The sequence below is a fragment of the Pseudoflavonifractor phocaeensis genome (genome assembly GCF_016901955.1).
Classification (GTDB): domain Bacteria; phylum Bacillota; class Clostridia; order Oscillospirales; family Oscillospiraceae; genus Flavonifractor; species Flavonifractor phocaeensis_A.
In genome coordinates, this window is the sequence record NZ_JACJLC010000002.1 from 14,299 (window position 1) to 35,539 (window position 21,241).

A 21,241-nucleotide genomic window follows, 5' to 3' on the forward strand; every position below is an offset into this window, starting at 1 on the left:
ACTTTCCCCGTCAGTTCCCCATTCTTCGCCCAGATCCTCCAAAAAGCGCGGAGCGCCAGGCCACGGCCTGACGCTCCAGATCCCTATGATTTTCCAGTGACGGGCACTGCCTTAAAGGCCTCCCCCAGCACCACCGGGGCAACTCCTCCGGCGGTGAGCTCGGTGATCCGGGCGGAATAGGCCTCCACCCGCTCCTCGGGCAACAGCATGGACACGGTCACATCGGCGGCATACTGAGTATTCCCCGGCACGCCCCCCAGGCTCTCCCCCTCCTGGCGCACCCGCTCGAACAGGGCGTAAGGACAGGTCACCGCCACCTCCACCCACCGGCGGACCACCGAGATCCCGGCGGCCGCCAGGGCGTCCTTGGCGCTCTGGGTATAGGCCCGCACCAGACCCCCCGCCCCAAGCAGCACTCCGCCGAAGTAGCGGGTCACCACACAGCACAGGTTGGTGACCTCCTCCTTCTGGAACACATTGAGCATGGGCTGTCCGGCGGTGCCCTGGGGCTCCCCGTCGTCGGAGTAGCGGTCCACGCCTCCCTCCCGGATACGGTAGCACCAGCAGTTGTGCCGGGCGTCGTAATACTTTTTCTTCATGGCCTCGATGCAGGAGCGGGCCTCCTCCTCGCTCTCCACCGGCCAGACATGGCCGATAAACCGGGAGCGTTTTTCCACCAGCTCGGTCTCCGAGGGGCCGGTGGGCACATAATATTCGGTCATCCCCTCTGCCACTCCTCTCTGGTGATGGCATAGTAATGGGCCAGCCGGGTCTCCCCCAGCTGGGCCACCTCCTCCACCCGGCTCAGCCGGTATGTCATGCCGCACCGGGCCATCACCCGCTTGGAACGCATATTGCCGTCGTAGTAGGCCGCCCAGATGGCCCGGTAATCCTGCCGGGTGAAGGCGTGGAGCAGGATGGCCTCCACCGCCTCGGTGATGTAGCCCTGGCCCCAGCAGTCCCGGGCCAGGGAGTAGCCCACCTCCTCGCTGGGGGTGCCCAGCTCGGCGCGGTGCTTGCCCACAAACCCCGCCGAGCCGATGAGCCGCCCGTCGGCCTTGCGCACCACCGCCAGGGTGTCGGAGGGCAGAAAGATCTCCCGGATCACCCACAGGCTCTCATCCTCGTCGTCGTGTGGTTTCCATCCCGCCGGGGGACCCACCTCCGGGTGGCAGGCATAGGCGTACAGCCCCGCCGCGTCCTCCTCCCGGAAGGGCCGCAGCAGCAGCCGGTCGGTCTCCAGTTGAACCATATGGCAGCCTCCTTTGTGTACGGGCCCATGAGACATCGGCCCCTACATTATTCTTCCCAAAACTCCTTGGGGGGCGTCCAGCCCGAGACGATATAGTCCTTCAGCCGGCCCAGCTGGATGGGGGTACAGACGGCCTCCACCTCGATGGCCTCGCCGTAGTCCACCCGGTCCACCTTGGCCTCACGGTGGAGCAGGTCCACCAGCCCCCCCTGGTCGTAGGGGATATGGAGCACCACCCGGCAGGCCCCGGTGTCCAGCCGGTCCCCGATCTTCTGGAGCAGCAGGTCCAGCCCCTGGCCGGTTTTGGCGGAGATGGACACGATATCCTCCCCATGGGGCAGGATCTCACTGGGGCAGCGGTCGATCTTGTTGAACACGTCGATGCGGGGGGTCTTCTCCGCCCCCAGCTCCCGGATGAGCTTCTCCACCACGTCAGCCTGCTCCCGCCACTCGGGGTTGGAGGTATCGATGACGTGGAGCAGCAGGTCGGCGTAGCTCAGCTCCTCCAGGGTGGCCTTGAAGGCCTCCACCAGATGGTGGGGCAGCTTGCGGATGAAGCCCACCGTGTCGCTGAGGAGCACCGTGCAGGTATCGGAAATCTCCAGGGTGCGGGTGGTGGTGTCCAGGGTATCAAAGAGCCGGTTGTTGGCAGGGATGGCCGCCCCGGTGAGCTTGTTGAGCAGGGTGGACTTGCCTGCATTGGTATAGCCCACGATGGCCACCACCGGCACCTCGTTCTTCTCCCGGCGGGAGCGCTGGGTGGCCCGCACCCGGCGCACCTGCTCCAGCTCCTCCCGCAGCTTCTGGATCTTTCGCCGGATGTGCCGCCGGTCGGTCTCCAGCTGGGTCTCGCCGGGGCCCCGGGTGCCGATGGCGCCCTCCTGCCGCTCCAGATGGGTCCACATACCCAGCAGCCGGGGCAGCAGGTACTGGTACTGGGCCAGCTCCACCTGGAGCCGGCCCTCCTTGGTGCGGGCCCGCTGGGCGAAGATGTCCAGGATCAGGGCCGCCCGGTCCAGCACCTGGACCTTCAGGTCCTCCGACAGGGCCCGCTGCTGGGAGGGAGACAGGGGGTTATCCACGATGACCATATCGGCCCCCATGGCGTCCACCAGCTCCTTCACCTCGGCCACCTTGCCCTCCCCGATGAACGTGCGGGGATCGGGGGCGTCCTTGTTCTGGAACACGGTGCCCACGCACACCCCTCCGGCGGTCTCCAGCAGATCGGCCAGCTCCTCCATGGAGGCCTCGTCGGCGTTCTCCTCCCGGGTCAGGCAGTGGGCGTTGAGGCCCACCAGCACTGCCCGGTTGATGGCTTTTTTCTCTTGGTTTTCTGTCATTTGTCCTCCGACGGGCGCACAGTGCGCGCCCCTACATTATACTTTCCGCAGGACCTCCAGGATCTCCCCGATGAAGATCCGGTGGTAGTCCTTCTGGGGATACCACTTGCCGTCGATCTCCTCATCCAGGAAATGGGTGGGGTCCATGTCCTGCCAGTAGGCCTTCCTGCACACCAGCACCAGGTCGGCCTCCTCAAAATAGGGGGCCCCCTCTGCCGTGGCCACGGTAAAGCCGCACTCCTTTACCTTGTCGATGTCCCGGCCGCTCTTGGAGCCGCACAGAGCCAGGGCCTTCCGGTATTCCTCCCCAAAGAAGCACAGGGTGAAGGTGTCCTCCCGCTCCACAAACTCCAGGGTGTACCGCTGAGGCCGGATGTATACGGTGGCCACCGGCTTGCCCCACAGCACCCCCAGGCCGCCCCAGCTGGCGGTCATGGTGTTGCACTCGTCCTCCGTTCCGGCGGTGATGAGCATCCACTGGTCCCCGATCAGGGAAAAGACGTTCTGGTCCAGGGCCTTGGGGTCGATCTTCTCAAACATGGCAATACCCTCCTTGACGCTATTGTATGCGGTTTGTATGAAAAAGGGCCCGTACCACTGGGGTACGGGCCCTGCATACGAACTTACTTCTTGTCCAGGCCGAACTTCTTGTTGAAGCGGCTGACACGTCCGCCAGTATCCACCATCTTCTGCTTACCAGTGAAGAAGGGGTGACACTTGGAGCAAACTTCCACGCGAATGTCCTTCTTGGTAGATCCGGTTTCGATCACATTACCACAAGCACATCTGATGGTGGTCTGTTCGTACTTGGGATGAATGCCTTCCTTCATGTTGTGTTCACCTCTTTCTCGTTCCGGTTGAGGCGGCGCAGCAAACCTCCACGCCTTATAAACGCTAGAATATGATAGCACAGCCCGGCCCGGATTGCAACAGTTTTTTCATAAATTTTTGCTTCACAGCTCCACCGCCCGGTCCAGGGCAAAAAACCACAGCACCTTATGGGCCACCCGTCTGCCGGTGATCTCCTCCAGAGCCTGGCTGTAGGCCTCCAGCTGGGGACGATAGTCCTCCGCCCGCTGTTCCACCGTCTTGCCGGTCACCCGGTCGGTCTTGAAGTCCACCACGGTGATCCCCTCCAGAGTCTCGTACCAGCAGTCGATGACCCCCTGGAAGAGCACCCTCTCCTCCTCACCGGCCTGGGGGTAGTACCGGGCGGCGGGGACCAGCAGGGAAAATTTGAACTCCCGCCGGAGGGACACCGAGGACAGCAGCTCCTGCCCCAGCCGGGAGCGGAACAGAGCAGCCACCGGGGCGGGGTCGGCGGCCTCCCCCTGCTGGGGGGTCAGATAGCCCTGGTCCACCAGCCGGGCGATCTCCCCGGCCACCCCCTGCTCCGATCCCGTCCGCTCAAAGTCGATGTACTGCATCACCAGATGGAGGGCGGTGCCCCGCTGGGCGGCGGTGAGGCCCAGCTCCTCGGCGGCAAACCGGGGCCGCTCAAAGGCCACTGGCCGGTGCGGGACCGCCGCCTGGGCCTGGACCTCCTGGTCCAGGAACCGGCCCTTCAGCTGGGTTGCGGTGAGCTTGGAGGGGATATCCACCTCCCGCCGGTGGGGATAGGTCCAGGCCAGCACCTGGGCCAGGGCCTCCCCCTCCCCCTGAGGCTTTTCCTCCGATATGGGGGCGGCGGCGTTCCGGACCGTGCGGGGGGGCTGGTCCAGAGGCCCCCCGTCCACAAAGCGGATATCCCAGGGGGAGCTCAGGGGGGCCTCCGTCACCTCCACCGGCTGGCCCGCCGCCCGGCGGAGGGCCTCCCCCTCGGGGCGGCACAGAGCGTGGAGCAGCACCCACTGGCCCACGCTCTGGCAGGCCAGCAGCACCTGTGGGTCTACCGGGTATCCGCTGTCTCCCGCCAGCTTCTCCAGGTCCTTCCCTCCGCCGGTGAGAGCCACTGACAGGATCAGCTTCTCCTTGGCCCGGGTCATAGCCACATACAGCAGCCGCAGCTCCTCGGCCATCATCTCCCGCTCCAGCTGCCGGGACACCGCCAGCCGGGCCAGGGTGGGATACTCGATGCCCCGCTCCAGGTCCAGCCCCTTGGGCCCCACCCCCAGCTGAGGGTGGAAGAGGATGGGCTGGCGCAGGTCCTCCCGGTTGAGCTGCCGGGCCAGGCCGCACAGCAGCACCACCGGGAACTCCAGTCCCTTGGACTTGTGGATGCTCATGAGGCGCACCCCGCCGCCGGACCGGCCCACCGTGGGGGGCGCCAGCTTGGCCCCGTTTTCCCGCAGCCGGGTCAGGTAGGTGAGGAACCGGAACAGGCCCTTGTGGCCCGCCCCCTCAAATTGCCGGGCCAGCTCCGCCAGCGCCAGCAGGTTGCCCTGGCGGGCCTCCCCCTCCCCCATGGCCCCAAAGATGCCCAACAGATTGGTGCGGTCGTAGATGTGCCACAGCAGCTCATAGCTGCTCTTGTCCCCCGCCCCAAAGCGCAGCTCGTCCAGCTCCACCAGAAAGGCGGCGCAGTCCTCCCCGCCGTCGGCGGCCAGGGCGTCATAGAAGTCGGTGTCCGGGCTGTTGGCCCGGAGCTGGGCCAGCCGGTCGGCGGAAAAGCCGTACACCGGGGAGCGGAGGGCGGAGATGAGAGCCACGTCCTGCCGGGGGTTGTCCACGATCTGGAGGAGGGACAGAGCCACCGAGATCTCGGTGGAATCGAAAAAATCGTCGCCCCCCTCGGCCTCCCACAGGATGTCCCGCTCCCCCAGGGCCCGGGCGTAGTGGCGGAGCACCGTGTTGGGGGAGCGGAGCAGGATGACGATGTCAGCGGGCCGCACCGGACGGGTCCCCCCCGCCCCGTCGGACACGGGGAATTTCCCGTCCAGCAGCGCCCGGATGCGCCGGGCGGCAAACCGGGCCTCCAGCAGATCCCGGCTCACCTTTTCCGCCCCCTCCTCCCCCTGTTCCGAGGCGTCCAGGGCGTCCAGCTCCACCTGATAGGTCTGATCTGGCTCATAGGGAGCCCCGGGGTAGAGGGCCTGGTCATCGGAATACTCCATCTCCCCGAAGGGCACCGACATGATGGCCCGAAACAGGTCGTTGCACCCCTCCAGCACCTCCGGCCGGGAGCGGAAGTTCCGGGACAGGATCACCCGCCGGTCCTCCCCGTCTTTGGCCTGGTCATAGGGGGTAAAGCGCTGATACTTGTCCAGGAAAATGGTGGGGTCGGCCAGCCGGAACCGGTAGATGGATTGCTTTACGTCCCCCACCAGGAACAGGTTGGTCCCCTCCTTGGAGATGGCGGAGAAAATGGCGTTCTGCACCTGGTTGGTGTCCTGATACTCGTCCACCATGATCTCGTCGTATCGCTGGCTCCACTGGCGGGCCAGCTCGGTGGGCGCGCCGTCCGGCCCCACCAGCAGTTTGACGGCCATGTGCTCCAGGTCGGCAAAGTCCAGCAGACCCCGCCGGGCCTTTTCGGCGGCATAGGCCCCCTCGAAGTCCTTCACCAGGGCGAACAGCCCCCGGACCGCCGGATACACCGAGGACTGGTCGGCCAGCACGGTGGCCCCGTCGTCGGCAAACCACTCGGCCAGCTTCTCCATCCGCTTCTTGCAGGCGGCCCGGATGGCCTTCACCCGCTCCGCCGCCTGGGGATCGTCCACCACCTTCTTCCGCCCCGCCGGGGGGAAGGGGATGGGCAGCAGGGCCCGGGCCTGGTCCCAGCCCGCCGATGCCGCCCGGCAGAACTCCCCCAGGGCGGCGGCGGTCTGGGCCACGCTGTCCCCATAATTGGCCAACAGGTTATCGTCCCGGTCGCACAGGTCCCGGGCCTCCTCCATCCGGCGCTTCCAGTAGGCCCCCTGCCCGGCGGCGTCGGCCAGCAGCAGGGCCCCCCAGGGGGTCTGGACCGGGTCGGTGATCCCCTCCAGGGCAAAGACCCGCTCCTGACTGTCCAGCCAGGCCGCCGGGTCGGGGTGGGACTGGACCCGGCCCCGGATATCCAGCACGATCTGCATCAGCCGGGCGTCGTCCCGCCCCGCCGACATGGTATCCACCAGTTGGGCAAAATCGCTGCCCGGCTGGATGTCCTCATACCGTTTGTCCAGCACGTCGTTGAGGGAGCGGAGCTTGAGGATACCCGCCTCCCCCTCGTCGCACAGCCGGAAATCCGGGTCCAGGTCCAGCAGGTGGCCGCACTCCCGCAGCAGCTGGCCGCAGAAGGAATGGACGGTGGAGATCCCCGCCTTGTACACCAGGGTGGCCTGGCGGCGGAGGTGGCTGTCGGTGGGCCGCTCCGCCAGGCGGGCGGACAGCTCCTCCACGATGCGCCCCCTCAGCTCGGCAGCAGCGGCTTTGGTGTAGGTGATGACCAGGAAGCGGTCGATATCCGCCCCCTCTTCCACCCGCTTGAGCAGCCGTTCCACCAGCACCCGGGTCTTGCCCGAGCCGGCGGCGGCGGACACCAGCAGGCCGCCCCCCCGGTTGTCCACGGCGGCCTGTTGTTCCGTTGTCAGGGAAAAGGCCATGGCGGGGCCTCCTTTCTATCAGACAGTTCCGGGGCGTCGAGGACGCCGCCCCCTACGGCTCAAAGCTCCTCCCACCTGCGGGCGTTGGCCTCGTCCCATACCGACGGGTCCCCCACGCCCACCTGGTCATATCGGTACACCGGGTTCTTCCCCGCCTTGCGCTGGGTCTGGTAGTCCTTCAGGACCTTGACGGCTCTGCCCCCCAGCAGCAGGATGGCCCCCAGGTTCACCAGGGCCATGAGGCCCATGAGCACGTCGGCCAGGTCCCACACGGTGGAAAAGCTCATCTGGGCCCCGATGAAAATGGCGGCCACGCAGCTCAGCCGGAAGGCCAGCAGCAGGGGCTTGGAGTCCCTGATGAACCGCAGGTTGGACTCGGTATAGTAGTAGTTGCCCACCAGGGAGCTGAAGGCGAAGAGGAAAATGGACACGGTGATGAACACCGGCCCCGCCGCCCCCACCTGGGCGTGGACCGCCGCCTGGACGAAGTTCATGCCCTCAGCGTAGGCGTCGATGGGCACCCCGGACAGCAGCAGCATGAAGGCGGTGGTGGAGCAGATCAAAATGGTGTCGATGAACACGGACAGCATCTGCACCAGCCCCTGCTTGGCGGGGTGGGACACCTGAGCGGCGGCGGCGGCGTTGGGGGCGGAGCCCATGCCCGCCTCGTTGGAGTAGAGCCCCCGCTTGATGCCCTGCATAACGCAGGAGGCCCCCACCCCGGCAAACATGGCCCGGGGGTCAAAGGCCTGGGTGAAGATGAGGGCGAGCATATGGGGCACCTGGCCGAGGTTTTTCACGGTGATGAACAGGCCCAGGGCGATATAGATCGCGGCCATCACCGGCACGATGCCGGAGGTGATGGCACTGATGCGGTGGACCCCGCCGAAGATGCACAGGCCGGTGAGCAGGGCCAGGACGGCCCCCACCACAGCGGGCCAGACGCTGTCAGCGTAGCCGGGCAGGTAGTATTGCAGGGCAGAGCCGGCGTTATAGGCCTGGAGGGCATTGAAGCCGTAGGCAAAGCAGGCGATGAGCAGCACAGCGAACACCACGCCGAACACCCGGCTGCCCAGGGCCTTTTGGATATAATAGGCCGGGCCTCCCACCCAGTTGTCGCCGTGCTTCTCCTTGTAGCACTGGGCCAGGGTGCTCTCGATGAAGGCGGAGGCCGCCCCGATGAGGGCCAGCAGCCACATCCAGAACACCGCCCCATAGCCGCCAATGACGGTAGCGGCGATGACGGCGTTGGCCACCCCGGCGATGTTGCCGGTGCCCACCCGGGAGGCGGTGGAGATCATCAGGGCCTGGAAGGCGGAGATGTCCTTGCCGTCCCGCTTTTTCTCCCCCAGAATGCGGATGGACTCCCTGAACAGGCGGAATTGCACCCCCCGGGTGCGGACGGTGAAATACACCCCGGCGAAGATGAGCAGGACGATCAGGATATAGGTGTAGAGGAAACCGCTGAATTGGCTCAAAATGGTTCCAATAGAGGGCATATGGTTGAGATTCCTTTCTTTTCTTTCGATCAGTCATACCGGTTCAAAGCCGCCCCCGGGCAGCCTGTAGGGGCGACCCTTGTGGTCGCCCGCCCTATCGGGCCACCGCCCGGTGGTCGGAGCGGCCCACCAGATAGTCCAGGGACACGTCAAAATAGTCCGCCAGAGCCAGCAGGCCATCGAAATCGGGGTGCCGGGTGCCGTTTTCATAGGCCCGGACACACCGCTCCGACACATTTAACTCCTGGGCAAAGACCTTCTGAGTAAACTTCTTTTCCCGCCGGAGCTCACTTAATCTCTGTCCAAAGGTCATAATCATTCTCCTGTCCGTTGACAGGAACATTTTGTTCCTGTATAATATAGGCACAATTCGTACCTATTGGAGGTGTCACTATGTTTGATCTGTTGAAGCTGCAGCAGCTGCTTCCCCGGGAAATGCCCCCGGAGTACCGCAGGCAGCAGGAGGTGGTGGAGTGCTATCTCCGCCGGATGGGTCGGGGGTTCTCCGCCGATTTCCTGGAGGATTTCTGGACGGAGGTGGGCCGGCTCATGGCGCTGGAGAGCGACCACGCCTTCCTTTCCGGCCTGCGGCTGGGAGTGGACCTCAGCCGGGCGCTCGATCCAGCGCCGCCCAAAAGTCCTCGCCCTTGACGGAAGGCAGCCAACGCCGCCGGTCGTTCCCCCGGCCCTCCTCAAAGTGGCAGGCGGCGGCATATTCACACCACTGGCAGGCGTTCTGCTCCGGGCCCCGCCAGAAGGGGTCGGCGTTGATGTTGCCGGCGGCCAGCTCCTTGCCGATCTCTTCCAGGATCCGGTTGGTGTGGCGGGACAGCTTGCCCAGCCGCTGGGCGGACACCAGGGCCTCCCCGGTGAACTGCCCCCCCTTGTTTACCCGGATGGGCAGGAACCGGATGGGCCCCGCCGCCGGGTCCTCCATGGCGGCCAGCACCTCCGGGTCGTCCAGCACCACGCCCTTCCGGCGGAGCTGGGCGTCCACCAGCTTCTGCCGCTGCTCCTCCGTCATGGCCCGGCTGCCCGCCGCCAGGGCGTCCCGGGCGGGGAGATAGAGGACGCCAGCCCCTGTCACGTCTTGCTTGTAAAGGCTTTTTCCCTCACGCTCCAGCGTAAACAAATAGAGCAGCATCTGCAAGCCCATACCATGCCATATATCTGTCAAGTCAAATGACTTGCGTCCCGTTTTGTAGTCTACCACCCGCAGGTACAGCCGCCCATCGTGGACCCAGCCGTCTACCCGGTCCACAAAGCCGGAGATGCTGACGGTGACCCCGTCCACGGTAAGCTCTACCGGGGGCAGGTCCTTGCCGCTGCCGAATCCCAGCTCAAAGGAGATGGGTTGGAATTGGGAGGCCCGCAGCTCCTCCGCCACGTTGCGCACCACGGCGTACACCGACTTGCGCAGCCGGCGGAAGAGGTATTGGAACCGGGGGCTCTCCCCCTCCAGGCCTCCCAGTTCCTCTGCCACATAGCCCTCCACCGCCTGATCGGTGAGCTCTTGCAGGCGATGGTCCTCCACCTGGGCCACACCCCCCAGGTCCCGGCAGGCCTTGAGCACGTGCTCCAACACGTAATGGATAAAGGTTCCATACTCCGGGGCCTGGAATCCAGCGGCCCGGCGGGGCTCCGCCTTCAGGCCGTACTGCATGAAGTAGGAGAAGTGGCAGGCCTTGTACTTGTCCATCCGGGAGGCCGACATGGGCACCCGCCGGCCATAGAGGGCGTCCACCGCCGCCCGGTGAAGCCGGCCTCGCTCCAGTCCGGCGGCCCGCTCCATCCGGGTCACCAGGGGAGCGTATTCCGGCAGAAACCCTAGGGCCACAGCGGCTTGGGGGAATCGCCCCGCCAGCTCCAGGGCGGGCCGGGGAGCGGCCAGGCGGAAGGTTCCGTCCAGCGCAGCCTCCTGAATCCTGGTCATGTGGGGGAACTGCCGCCTCAGCCGGGCGATCAGGAAGGAAGGCCGGTGCTCCTCCCCCTCCGCCCCGGCGGCAGCCCAGCTGACATACAGCCGTTCCCGGGGAATGGCGCAGGTCTCATAAACGATGGTCATCTCCCGGTACAGCCGATCCCCCATCCGGGGGGCGGGCTCCAGACCATAGGAGGCCAGCAGGCTCCTGTCGTCGTCGCTGAGCAGACCGGGAGAGAGGGAGACCGCCGGGATGGCTCCGTCGTCTGCCCCCAGGAGGAAGAGGGCCCGGCAGCTGCGGTGGGCCAGTCGGGGCATCTCCCCGGCGTTCACCTGGTCCAGGGATACGGGAATGGAGCCCACATCATACTGGGAAAGCACCAGGGAAAAGAGCCGGGCAAATTCCTCCAGCTCCATGGGGGTGTCCCCCAGGATCTGGACGCACTGCTCCAGACCGCCGCACAGAATGTCCCACAGCTGGCGGTATTCCTCCGCCAGGGCGGCCTGGCCGTGCTCTCTCAGGCCCTGGGCCCGGTCGGCCAGCCGCTGGGGCACACCCACTGTCTCCAGGAATCTGTAAAGGGCTATTGCCTGCCCCTTTCCCGTCTTGTCCGGCTGCTTCCGCAGGGCCTCCAGGGGAGCGGCCACCTGCCGCCGCAGGCCGTTGAGCTTGGCCAGCAGGGCGGTATCCTGCTGGGTAAACTTCCGGCCGTACCCCTTGGGGTGGTTGGTCCATGCCTTTTTTCCCGTCCAGGCGCTCCCCTCCAGGCTCCAGGTCAGGGCGTAGTTCTCCAGCAGGTCCACGTCCTCCCCGCTCAGGTCGGTGAGACCGGTTTTCAGATAGCGGAACAGATCATCGTACCGGTATCCCCCTGCTACCGTGTCCAGGGCGGCGGTGATGAGGGTGAGGATGGGCTTTTCCAGAATATCGCTCATTTTGCCCAGAAAGAGGGGGATTCCATACCGGGCAAAGACGGTCTCCAGGGTGGGTCCGTATCCCTCCAGGCTCCGGGCGCACAGGGCGATGTCCCGGAACCGGTAGTTCTCCTCCCGCACCAGCCGCAAAATTTCCGCCGCAACCCACTCCACCTCGGAGTACGGAGTATTGGCAGTAAAGAGCGCAATCTCCTCCGCAGGGCCCTCAAACACTTGCGGCCCTAGGGAAAACAGGTTTTTCTCCAGGTGGGCCAGGGGGACGGTCCGGCCCGCCCGGTCCCCCTCCAGTACCTGGACCTCCACCGGGCTCCGCTCCTCCCTGGCCAGGGCCAGCAGCTGCCGGGCGGTCCGCCGGGCGGGAGAAAAGATCCCGGTCCCCCCCTCGTCCTCCTCCAGCTTGTCGCAGGTAAGGGCTACCGTCAGAGACGCGCCCTGTTCCATCAGGGCGGACAGCACCCGCCGTTCCTGGGGGGTGAAGTCGGTAAAACCATCCACATAGAAGTCCTGACCAGCAGCCCAGTCCTCCTCTTTCAGCACCTCCGCCAGCCGGGTCAGCTTGTCCCGGGGATCGGCCCCCTGTCGGGCGGTCATGGCCTGGTAGGCCCCATAGATGAGAGACAAGTCGGACAGCTTTTCACCCTCCCCGCCGCCGGTCTCGCTGCCCACCGTCCACAGGTGCTCCGGGGTAATGCAGCAGCTTTTCAGCTCGTCGATGGTGGCCAGCAGGCTGGACAGGAAGGCGGGCTTCCGGGAGGGCCGCTGGTACACCTTCAGCTGGTCGGCCACCGACTTCAGGGCGGTGCACAGCAGCAGAAGCCGTCCCCCCTCGTCCAGGGCGGGAGCGGCCAGCCCCCCGTACATTGAAAAGACCCGGTTGGCCAGCCGGGTGAAGGAGAGCACCTCGGCGTGGAGGCACACCCCGCTCCCCCCCACGGCGCACAGCTGCCGCTCCATCTCGTGGGAGTGCTGCTCGGGCACGATGAGGATCTGGGGACGCCTGGCGGCGGCGATCTGTTCCAAAATGGCGTGGGTCTTGCCCGCGCCCGCCCGGCCCAGCAGCAGTCTCAGCATAGCGTTCCCTCCCTGTTCACGGATATCCCGTATATTTTATCACGTTCCCCGCCCCAAAAAAAGCCCCGGGACGGCATCTGTCGTTCCGGGGCTTATATATCTTGGTAAGCTTGTAAATTATTGCGGGTTTACCGTGTAGTTCGGAGCTTCCTTCGTGATATAAATGTCATGGGGGTGGGACTCCTTCAGGCCGGCGGCGGTGATCCGCATGAACTGGGCCTTGGTGTGCAGCTCCTGGATGTTATGGCAGCCGGTGTAGCCCATGCCGGCCCGCAGACCACCGGTGAGCTGATAGATGGTGTCGCCGGTCAGTCCCTTGTAGGGCACCCGGCCTTCCACGCCCTCGGGCACCAGCTTCTTGTTGTTCTGCTGGAAGTACCGGTCCTTGGAGCCGCAGGCCATGGCCCCCAGAGAGCCCATGCCCCGGTAGACCTTGAACTGGCGGCCCTGATAGACCTCGGTATCCCCGGGAGACTCCTCACACCCGGCCAGCAGGGAGCCCAGCATGACCACATTGGCGCCGGCGGCCAGAGCCTTGGCAATGTCGCCGGAGTACTTCACGCCGCCGTCGGCAATGATGGGGATATCGTACTCGGCGGCCACCCGGGCGGCGTCATAGACGGCGGTGATCTGGGGCACGCCGATGCCGGCCACCACACGGGTGGTACAGATGGAGCCGGGGCCGATACCGATCTTCACGCAGTCGGCCCCCGCCTCGATAAGGGCGCGGGTGCCCTCGGCGGTGGCCACGTTGCCGGCAATGAGCTGCACGTCAGGATAGACCGCCTTGATGCGGCGGACGCAGTCCAGGATGTTGTGGGAGTGGCCGTGGGCGGAGTCCAGACAGAGCACGTCGGCGCCGGCCTCCACCAGGGCCCGCACCCGGTCCAGCACGTCGGAGGTGACGCCGATGGCGGCGCCCACCAGCAAACGGCCCTTCTCGTCCCGGGCGGAATTGGGGTACACGGTGGCCTTCTCAATGTCCTTGATGGTGATCAGGCCCTTGAGGCGGTACTCGTCATCCACGATGGGCAGCTTCTCGATCTTGTGCTTGCGGAGGATCTCCTTGGCCTCGTCCAGGGTTACCCCCTCTTTGGCGGTGACCAGGTTTTCCTTGGTCATCACGTTATCCACCAGCTGGCTCATGTCAGTCTCAAACTTCATGTCCCGGTTGGTGATGATGCCGATGAGCTTACCGTCCTTGCAGATGGGCACGCCGGAGATGCGGTACTTGGCCATCAGAGCGTCAGCCTCCGCCAGGGTGTGGCCGGGGGCCAGCCAGAAGGGATTGGTGATCACGCCGTTCTCACTGCGCTTGACCATGTCCACCTGCTCGGCCTGGGCCCCGATGGACATATTCTTGTGGATGATGCCGATGCCGCCCTCACGGGCAATGGCGATGGCCATACGGTACTCGGTGACGGTATCCATGGCGGCGCTCATCAGAGGCACGTTCAGCTGGATCTTGCGGGTGAGCCTGGTGCGCAGGTCAATGTCTGCGGGCAGCACATCGCTCTCCGCAGGGATGAGCAGGACGTCGTCAAAGGTAAGGCCCTGCTTCACAAACTTCTGGCTTTCATCGGTGTTGACCATAGTGCATCTCCTTTTCTATTTATAAATTTTATCCATTCTACTTGATTGGAGCACCACTGTCAAGAGGGCTGAGGGTAACCGCCCCCTCAAAACGGCTCTTTCCTTCCGGGCCGGCTCCCCGCACGTACCACTGTCCCTCCGCCTCCCCGGCGGTGAGGGAGATGGTCTCCCCCGCCATGCACTCGGCCAGATAGTCTACCTGGAGCTGAGACACGAACTGGTCCTTCCCCAGCAGGTCCAGCCGGATGGCGTCGGAGATATAGTCGGCGTAGCGGATGTTGTTCACGTGGCCGTTCACGTCGGTGTCGCTGTAATGGAGCCGCCGCCGCTCCACCTCAGGCAGGCCCGGGGGCATCCGGAACCGGGAGATGGTCTTGCTCTTGCGCAGCTCCCCGCCGTCGGTGCCCCGGAACTCCTCCAGATCCCCCATCCGGGCCAGGCGGTGGGTCTGGGCGTGTGCCAGCACCCACACCGACACCGCCTCCCCCACCGGATTGCCGTCCACGAACAGGTCAAAGTCCCGGTAGCAGGACACCCCGCTGCTCCCCCGGTGCCAGGTGCGGATGGCGACCTGCTCCCCCCACCGCAGGGGGCGGTCCAGCCGGTACCACATCCGGGCCAGCATCCAGAACAGGCCGTATTTGTCCATGGTCTCCTTCCGGGAGAGGTGGAGCTGGCAGGCGGCGGCCACCGCCGCCTCCTGGAGCAGGCCCATGACCGCGGAGGGCCGGCAGGCCCCCCACAGGTCTATGTCCCGGGAATCCACAGTGTATCGGGTCTCGGAATACACCTTACTCCCCCCTTCCGCTCCGGATCACCAGCCGGGGTTTGCAGCAGATATCGTCGATGTCGCTGGAGGTGGCGGCGGGCAGCCGCATGGCAGCCCCGCAGTCGGCGCAGAACAGGTCGATGGAGCTGTAGTTCACCTGGAGCTTCCACCGGTGGGAACCGCAGGTACAGGAAATGCCGTCCCGCTGGGCGATCTCCTTCAGCTCGGAGAGCACCTCATGCATGACAAACTCATCCAGGAAGGCCCCCTTCTCCTCTCCCGCTGGGACCACCTTGTCGGCAGCGGCCTCCAGCCTCTTCAGGGCGGCGAACACCGCTCCCTCCTCCCCCACATAGCAGCAGTCCAGCCCAGACTGGGCGCAGGAAAAGGCCAGCACCTTCTGGTGGAGGAAGGCCTGGGTGGAGCAGGTAACGGTGTGGTCCCGGCCGCAGGACAGGCAGGGCACCGTCAGCCGCACCCGGTCCCCCATCATCTCCACCACCAGCTCCGACTTGCCGCAGGGGCAGGGCAGGTGGTTGGCCGAGGCGGCCAACTGAAACACGGTGCGCTCCACCACCACGCTCTGGCGGCAGGCCGGACACAGATAGGCCAGGGTGCGCTTGGCTTGTTCTTCCATAAGGCTCTCCCTTCCAGCCCCGGCCCATGGGCCGCCGGCTGTTGGCTTGATTTTTCTTATTATAATGCGTACTGAACAAAGTCACAAGCCTTGAAAGCCAGGGCTTTCAAGGCCAGATGGCTTTGTCCAGGTGCATTGTAACAATGGCTGAATTTCAGAAAAGCGGCTCCTTTGAGCCGTTTTTCTGGAATTGCGCGGCTGCCGCCGCGTGAATAAACCGATTTTCGGTTTATTCCGCAGACATTATTATAACGCAAACCCTCCCCCTTGACCAGTCGGACCGGATACAAAATCCCCTGTTATATTTCCGTCCCTTTTGGTCTAAACTACTGTTTGCCTAAGAATACAGGAAAGGGGTGATCCCATGGCAGGCAAAAAGCTGGGGCGTCAGACCGCCGCTCTGGCGTCGCCTCCTTCGGTGGTGGGCTACGCCAGCGTGGTGGGCCACAAGGAAGGAGAGGGGCCCCTGGCGGCCACCTTCGACCACATCAGCCAGGACGACACCTTCGGGGAAAAGAGCTGGGAGAAGGCGGAAAGCGCCATGCAGAAGCTGGCCCTGTCCATCGCCCTGAACAAAGCGGGGATCGCTCCCGCCGCTCTGGACTACCTTCTGGCGGGAGACCTGCTCAACCAGTGCATTGGCACCGGCTTCGCCGTCCGTGGCCAGGACGTGCCCTTCTTCGGGTTGTACGGAGCCTGCTCCACCATGGCCGAGAGCCTGTCCCTGGCCGCCCTGCTTTTGGACGGTGGCTTCGGCAGCAGGATCGCCGCCATGACCTCCTCCCACTTCTGCTCCGCCGAGCGGCAGTATCGGGCTCCTCTGGAGTACGGCGGCCAGCGGCCACCCACCGCCCAGTGGACGGTCACCGGCTCGGGGTGCGTCATTTTGTCGGAGGACGGCCCGGGGCCCTATGTCACCCACGTTACCACCGGTATGATCGTGGACAAGGGCATCAAGGACGCCTCCAACATGGGGGCCGCAATGGCCCCCGCCGCCTACTCCACAATCAAGGCCCACTTTGCCGACACCGGCCGGAAGCCCTCCGACTACGACCTGATCCTCACCGGGGATCTGGGCCAGCTGGGCCGGGATATTGTGGCCGACTGGTTCCGCCGGGACGGAACAGAGCTGAAAAACCTCTCCGACTGCGGCACCCTCATCTACCACCTGGAGGGCCAGGACGTCCACTGTGGCGGCTCGGGCTGCGGCTGCTCGGCGGTGGTGCTGGCCGGTCTTCTCCTCAATGGCATGGCCGAGGACCGGTGGAAACGGATCCTCTTCTGCGGCACCGGAGCTCTTCTCTCCCCCACCTCCACCCAGCAGGGAGAGAGCATTCCCTCCATTTGCCACGCGGTGGCGCTGGACAGGGGGAGGTGAGAAAATGGACATGATCTTTCCCTATCTCCGGGCCTTTCTCTGCGGCGGAGCTCTCTGCCTCATTGGTCAGGTGCTCATCGACAAGACCACCCTCACCCCCGCCCGTATCCTGGTATCCTACGTGGTGGCCGGGGTGGTGCTGGGGGGCCTGGGGATCTACCCCTGGCTGGTGGAGTTCGGCGGGGCGGGCGCCACCGTCCCCCTCACCGGCTTCGGCTACCTGCTGTCCAAGGGCGTGGCCAGGGCGGTGGAGGAGCAGGGGGCCCTGGGCATCCTCACCGGTGGGCTCACCGCCTCGGCGGCAGGCATCACCGCCGCCATGTTCTTCGGGTTGCTGGCCGGTCTGGTCTCCCACTCCAAGCCAAAATCCTGAAAAATCCGCCCCCTGCCATTGACAAAGCGGCCATCTGGTAGTAAAGTATCTGCCGTGAACGAGGGCGTTCCATGAAATGAGGCCGTATCGCCTCTTTTCCTGGACGCCCTCGATTTTTTATTTTCTGTTTTGGGAGGGGAAGGGATGAGCAAATATATCTTTGTGACCGGCGGCGTGGTCTCCGGTCTGGGCAAGGGCATCACTGCCGCCTCCCTGGGCCGTCTGCTGAAGGCCCGGGGGCTAAAGGTGGCCGCCCAGAAGCTGGACCCTTATATCAATGTGGACCCGGGCACCATGAGTCCCTATCAGCATGGGGAGGTCTTTGTCACTGAGGACGGGGCGGAGACCGACCTGGACTTGGGCCACTACGAGCGGTTCATTGACGAGGACCTGAACCGGTTCTCCAACCTGACCACCGGCCGGGTGTACTCCAACGTCATCGCCAAGGAGCGGCGGGGGGAATACCTTGGCAAGACAGTCCAGGTGATCCCCCACATCACCGATGAGATCAAGCGGTTCATCTACGCCGTGGGCCAGGAGACCGGGGCCGATGTGGTCATCACTGAGGTGGGAGGCACCACCGGCGATATCGAGAGCCAGCCCTTCCTGGAGGCTATCCGCCAGGTGGGCCGGGAAATGGGCCGGGGCAACGCCCTGTATCTCCACGTCACCCTGGTGCCCTACCTGAAGGCCTCCGGGGAGCACAAGTCCAAGCCCACCCAGCACTCGGTGAAGGAGCTCCAGGGCATGGGCATCTCCCCCGACCTGATCGTGCTCCGCTCCGACGAACCCATCACCGACCCTAACGTGTTCGAAAAGATCGCTGGGTTCTGTAACGTCAAGCCCGATTGCGTGATCGAAAACCTGACCCTGCCCACCTTGTACGAGGCCCCCCTCATGCTGGAGCGGCAGGGGCTGTCCCAGGTGGTGTGCCGGGAGCTGGGACTGGAAATGGCCGCCCCCGACCTGACGGAGTGGCAGGCACTGGTGGATCAGATCAAGGGTCTGCGCCGAACCGTCACCATTGGCCTGGTGGGCAAGTACACCCAGCTCCACGACGCCTATCTGTCGGTGGCCGAAGCCCTCCGCCACGCCGGCTACCCCCTGGGGGCCAAGGTGGATATCCGATGGATCGACTCGGAGGCCATTACCGCCGACAGTATGGATGAGACTTTGGCCGGACTGGACGGCATCCTGGTGCCCGGCGGCTTCGGGGCCCGAGGTATCGAGGGGATGATTCTGGCCGCCCGGTACGCCCGGGAGCACAGCGTGCCCTACCTGGGTATCTGCCTGGGCATGCAGGTGGCGGTCATCGAGTTTGCCCGCCACGTGGCCGGGCTGGACGGAGCCCACTCCGGGGAATTCGACCCGGACTGCCCCCACAAGGTCATCGACTTCATGCCTGGTCAGAGCGATGAGATCGACAAGGGGGGCACCCTCCGGCTGGGGGCCTATCCCTGCTCCGTGAGACCGGGCACCACCCTGGAGAAATGCTACGGGGTCCCCCTCATCCGGGAACGCCACCGACACCGCTACGAGTTCAACAATCAGTACCAGGACGCCCTTCAGCAGGCCGGGCTGACCCTCAGCGGAGTCTCCCCCGACGGGCGGCTGGTGGAGGCGGTGGAGCTGACCGGACTCCCCTTCTACGTAGGCGTCCAGTACCACCCCGAGTTCAAGAGCCGCCCCAACCGTCCCCACCCCCTCTTTTTCGGCTTTGTATCCGCCGCCCTGGGCGTCCAGTCACAGCCGTGACTGAAATTATGCAAGTCCCATTGTGTTGAATTGCATAAAAGGACATCACCCCTGTTTCTCTTCTCCCGCCAGCTTTAACAAAACAAAGCGTTTCATTAAAATCCACTTGACAAAAACACCTGTCCGCACTATACTTACACCATCAGTTGAGAACGAAGGCGTTCCAACCCGGCGGGGTGGAGCGCCTTTGTTTTTTATTTGAAATTTGAAGGACAGAAAGGGGACACCTGCAATGTCTTACACCAAGGAAGATATTATCCGCATGGTTCGCGAGGAGGACATCGAATTTATCCGCCTGCAGTTCACAGATATTTTCGGTCAGCTGAAAAACGTGGCCATCACCGCCTCCCAGATCGAGAAGGCGGTCAACAATCAGATCATGTTTGACGGCTCCTCCATCGAGGGCTTTGTCCGCATCGACGAGTCCGACCAGTACCTCTACCCCGACCTGGATTCCTTTACCATTTTCCCCTGGCGGCCCCAGCACGGCAAGGTGGCCCGGCTCATCTGCGACGTGTACAACCCCGACGGCACCCCCTTTGTGGGCGATCCCAGAGGTGTCCTGAAGCGGGTGCTCCAGAAGGCCAGGGATATGGGCTATGACGCCTTCAACGTGGGCCCCGAGGCCGAGTTCTTCCTGTTCCAGACCGACGACGAGGGCAAGCCCACCGTCAAGACCAACGATGAGGCGGGCTACTTCGACCTGGGCCCCCTGGACCACGGCGAGGGCACCCGGCGGGAGATCTGCATGGCCCTGGAGCAGATGGGCTTTGAGATCGAGGCCAGCCACCACGAGGTGGCCCAGGGCCAGCATGAGATCGACTTCAAGTATGCCGGCGCCCTCCACACCGCCGACAACATCATGACCTTCAAGCTGGCGGTCAAGACCCTGGCCCAGAAGAACGGCCTCCACGCCACCTTTATGCCCAAGCCCATCTTCGGCATCAACGGCTCCGGCATGCACACCAACATGTCCCTGTTTAAGGACGGCAAGAACGTGTTCTACGATCCCAACGGGGAGAAGGGCCTGTCCAAGGAGGCCTATTCCTTCATCGCCGGCCTGCTGGCCCACGTGAAGGGTATGGCCGCTGTGACCAACCCCCTGGTCAACTCCTACAAGCGGCTGGTGCCCGGCTATGAGGCTCCCTGTTACCTGGCCTGGTCCGCTTCCAACCGGTCCGCCCTCATCCGCATCCCCGCCGCCCGTGGTCAGTCCACCCGTGTGGAGCTCCGCTCCCCCGACCCCTCCTGCAACCCCTATCTGGAGCTGGCGGTCTGCCTGGCCGCCGGTCTGGACGGCATCGAAAAGGGCATGGTTCCCCCCGCCGAGGTCACCGAGAACATCTTCGTCATGGACGAGGCCACCCGGAAGGCCAACGGCATCGACTCCCTGCCCGGTTCCCTGGAGGAGGCCCTGGTCGCCCTGAAGGCCGACCAGCTCATCCTGGACACCCTGGGTGAACACATTGCCCAGAACTATATCGCCGGTAAGGAGAAGGAGTGGGACGAGTACCGCACCCGTGTCTCCTCTTGGGAGCGGGAGAAGTATATCATCAACTACTAAGCCCACAGCCCCGCTCAGTTGGGAGTGAATGGAAATGGAACAGGTGATCCTCGCCTTTGAAAACAGCAAAAGCTGTCTGCGGATCAAAGAGATCCTGGAGAACTCCGGCACCGCCGCCTGCGTGGTGTGCAAAAGCGCCGACCAGGTGCGGCGGACGGTCAACAAGCTCCATATCCCGGCTGTCATCTGCGGCTATAAGTTGGCCGACGAGACGGCGGAGACGCTGTTCAGTGACCTGCCTCTCTCCTGCGCCATGCTGGTTCTGGCCCCCCAAAATATGCTGGATCTCATTCAGGACGACGACATTTTCCGTCTGCCAGCCCCAGTGTCCAAGAGGGATCTGACAGCGTCGGTGCGGATGCTCCTCCAGATGGGGCACCGGCTGGAGCGTTTCGTGCGCCCCCGCCGGTCCCAGGAGGAGTTGGACCTGATTGCACAGGCCAAGGCCCTGTTGATGGACCGCAACAATATGACCGAGGAGCAGGCCCACCGTTTTTTGCAGAAAACCAGTATGGACAACGGCACCAAGCTGATCCAGACCGCCCAGATGGTGCTGGACAGCGCCGAATAACCCAAGACTCAGAGACGATGTTGTCTCACGGCGGCAGTCGGAGACGTACTGCCGCCTTT

The 21,241-nt window shown here is 64.4% G+C and carries 19 protein-coding genes; 6 read left to right on the top strand and 13 right to left on the bottom strand.

The genetic code is table 11. The features are described from left to right. Positions 1–83: 83 nt before the first annotated feature. The 8 genes from H6B51_RS00745 to H6B51_RS00780 form a co-directional block, all read right to left on the bottom strand. Entirely contained in the window at positions 84–722 is a 639-nt protein-coding gene (locus H6B51_RS00745) for a YigZ family protein (protein WP_204881854.1), read from the bottom strand. Next, entirely contained in the window at positions 719–1,252 is a 534-nt protein-coding gene (locus tag H6B51_RS00750) for a GNAT family N-acetyltransferase (protein WP_204881855.1), read from the bottom strand. The genes H6B51_RS00745 and H6B51_RS00750 overlap by 4 nt, the downstream gene beginning before the upstream one ends. 47 nt (positions 1,253–1,299) lie before the next feature. Then, a complete protein-coding gene (hflX, locus tag H6B51_RS00755; protein ID WP_204881856.1) occupies positions 1,300–2,592 on the bottom strand; it encodes a GTPase HflX in 1,293 nt (430 codons plus the stop codon). A 36-nt stretch (positions 2,593–2,628) separates the two neighbouring features. Beyond that, positions 2,629–3,132, bottom strand: coding sequence for a flavin reductase family protein (locus tag H6B51_RS00760; RefSeq protein WP_204881857.1), 504 nt, complete (start codon positions 3,130–3,132; stop codon positions 2,629–2,631). A gap of 83 nt (positions 3,133–3,215) precedes the next feature. Further along, entirely contained in the window at positions 3,216–3,422 is a 207-nt protein-coding gene (rpmE, locus tag H6B51_RS00765) for a 50S ribosomal protein L31 (RefSeq protein WP_204881858.1), read from the bottom strand. Between the two features lie 123 nt (positions 3,423–3,545). Then, positions 3,546–7,115 (bottom strand): helicase-exonuclease AddAB subunit AddA, encoded by a 3,570-nt coding sequence (gene addA, locus H6B51_RS00770; protein ID WP_204881859.1) that lies wholly within the window; start codon positions 7,113–7,115, stop codon positions 3,546–3,548. Positions 7,116–7,174: 59 nt separating this feature from the next. Next, positions 7,175–8,614 (bottom strand): alanine/glycine:cation symporter family protein, encoded by a 1,440-nt coding sequence (locus H6B51_RS00775; RefSeq protein WP_204881860.1) that lies wholly within the window; start codon positions 8,612–8,614, stop codon positions 7,175–7,177. A gap of 94 nt (positions 8,615–8,708) precedes the next feature. After that, entirely contained in the window at positions 8,709–8,927 is a 219-nt protein-coding gene (locus tag H6B51_RS00780) for a helix-turn-helix domain-containing protein (RefSeq protein WP_204881861.1), read from the bottom strand. An 80-nt stretch (positions 8,928–9,007) separates the two neighbouring features. On the opposite strand from H6B51_RS00780, the gene H6B51_RS00785 reads away from it, so the two are divergent. Continuing rightward, a complete protein-coding gene (locus H6B51_RS00785; RefSeq protein WP_204881862.1) occupies positions 9,008–9,265 on the top strand; it encodes a hypothetical protein in 258 nt (85 codons plus the stop codon). On the opposite strand, the gene H6B51_RS00790 is transcribed toward H6B51_RS00785, so the two are convergent. The 5 genes from H6B51_RS00790 to H6B51_RS00810 form a co-directional block, all read right to left on the bottom strand. Next, a complete protein-coding gene (locus H6B51_RS00790; protein WP_204881863.1) occupies positions 9,219–12,542 on the bottom strand; it encodes a PD-(D/E)XK nuclease family protein in 3,324 nt (1,107 codons plus the stop codon). The genes H6B51_RS00785 and H6B51_RS00790 overlap by 47 nt on opposite strands. A gap of 117 nt (positions 12,543–12,659) precedes the next feature. After that, positions 12,660–14,135 carry an IMP dehydrogenase gene (gene guaB / locus H6B51_RS00795; protein ID WP_204881864.1) on the bottom strand — a complete coding sequence of 492 codons (1,476 nt, stop codon included), beginning with the start codon at positions 14,133–14,135 and terminating at the stop codon, positions 12,660–12,662. Between the two features lie 37 nt (positions 14,136–14,172). Then, positions 14,173–14,925: an acyl-[acyl-carrier-protein] thioesterase gene (locus H6B51_RS00800; protein WP_204881865.1), complete on the bottom strand. Its 753-nt coding sequence runs from the start codon at positions 14,923–14,925 to the stop codon at positions 14,173–14,175. A 1-nt stretch (position 14,926) separates the two neighbouring features. Next, the gene (locus H6B51_RS00805; protein WP_204881866.1) at positions 14,927–15,541 is read right to left on the bottom strand and encodes a hypothetical protein; all 615 of its coding nucleotides are present in this window, start codon (positions 15,539–15,541) and stop codon (positions 14,927–14,929) included. Between the two features lie 59 nt (positions 15,542–15,600). Continuing rightward, positions 15,601–15,798 (bottom strand): hypothetical protein, encoded by a 198-nt coding sequence (locus H6B51_RS00810; protein ID WP_204881867.1) that lies wholly within the window; start codon positions 15,796–15,798, stop codon positions 15,601–15,603. Positions 15,799–15,905: 107 nt separating this feature from the next. Between H6B51_RS00810 and spoVAD the strand changes: the two genes are divergently transcribed. The 5 genes from spoVAD to H6B51_RS00835 all read left to right on the top strand — a co-directional run bounded on the left by spoVAD (position 15,906) and on the right by H6B51_RS00835 (position 21,182). Continuing rightward, entirely contained in the window at positions 15,906–16,919 is a 1,014-nt protein-coding gene (spoVAD, locus tag H6B51_RS00815) for a stage V sporulation protein AD (RefSeq protein WP_204881868.1), read from the top strand. Positions 16,920–16,923: 4 nt separating this feature from the next. Next, the gene (spoVAE, locus tag H6B51_RS00820; protein WP_204881869.1) at positions 16,924–17,292 is read left to right on the top strand and encodes a stage V sporulation protein AE; all 369 of its coding nucleotides are present in this window, start codon (positions 16,924–16,926) and stop codon (positions 17,290–17,292) included. Positions 17,293–17,436: 144 nt separating this feature from the next. Next, a complete protein-coding gene (locus H6B51_RS00825) occupies positions 17,437–19,047 on the top strand; it encodes a CTP synthase (protein ID WP_204881870.1) in 1,611 nt (536 codons plus the stop codon). Between the two features lie 232 nt (positions 19,048–19,279). Beyond that, positions 19,280–20,611: a type I glutamate--ammonia ligase gene (gene glnA, locus H6B51_RS00830; protein ID WP_204881871.1), complete on the top strand. Its 1,332-nt coding sequence runs from the start codon at positions 19,280–19,282 to the stop codon at positions 20,609–20,611. Between the two features lie 34 nt (positions 20,612–20,645). Continuing rightward, a complete protein-coding gene (locus H6B51_RS00835; protein ID WP_204881872.1) occupies positions 20,646–21,182 on the top strand; it encodes an ANTAR domain-containing response regulator in 537 nt (178 codons plus the stop codon). The last annotated feature ends 59 nt before the right edge of the window (positions 21,183–21,241 follow it).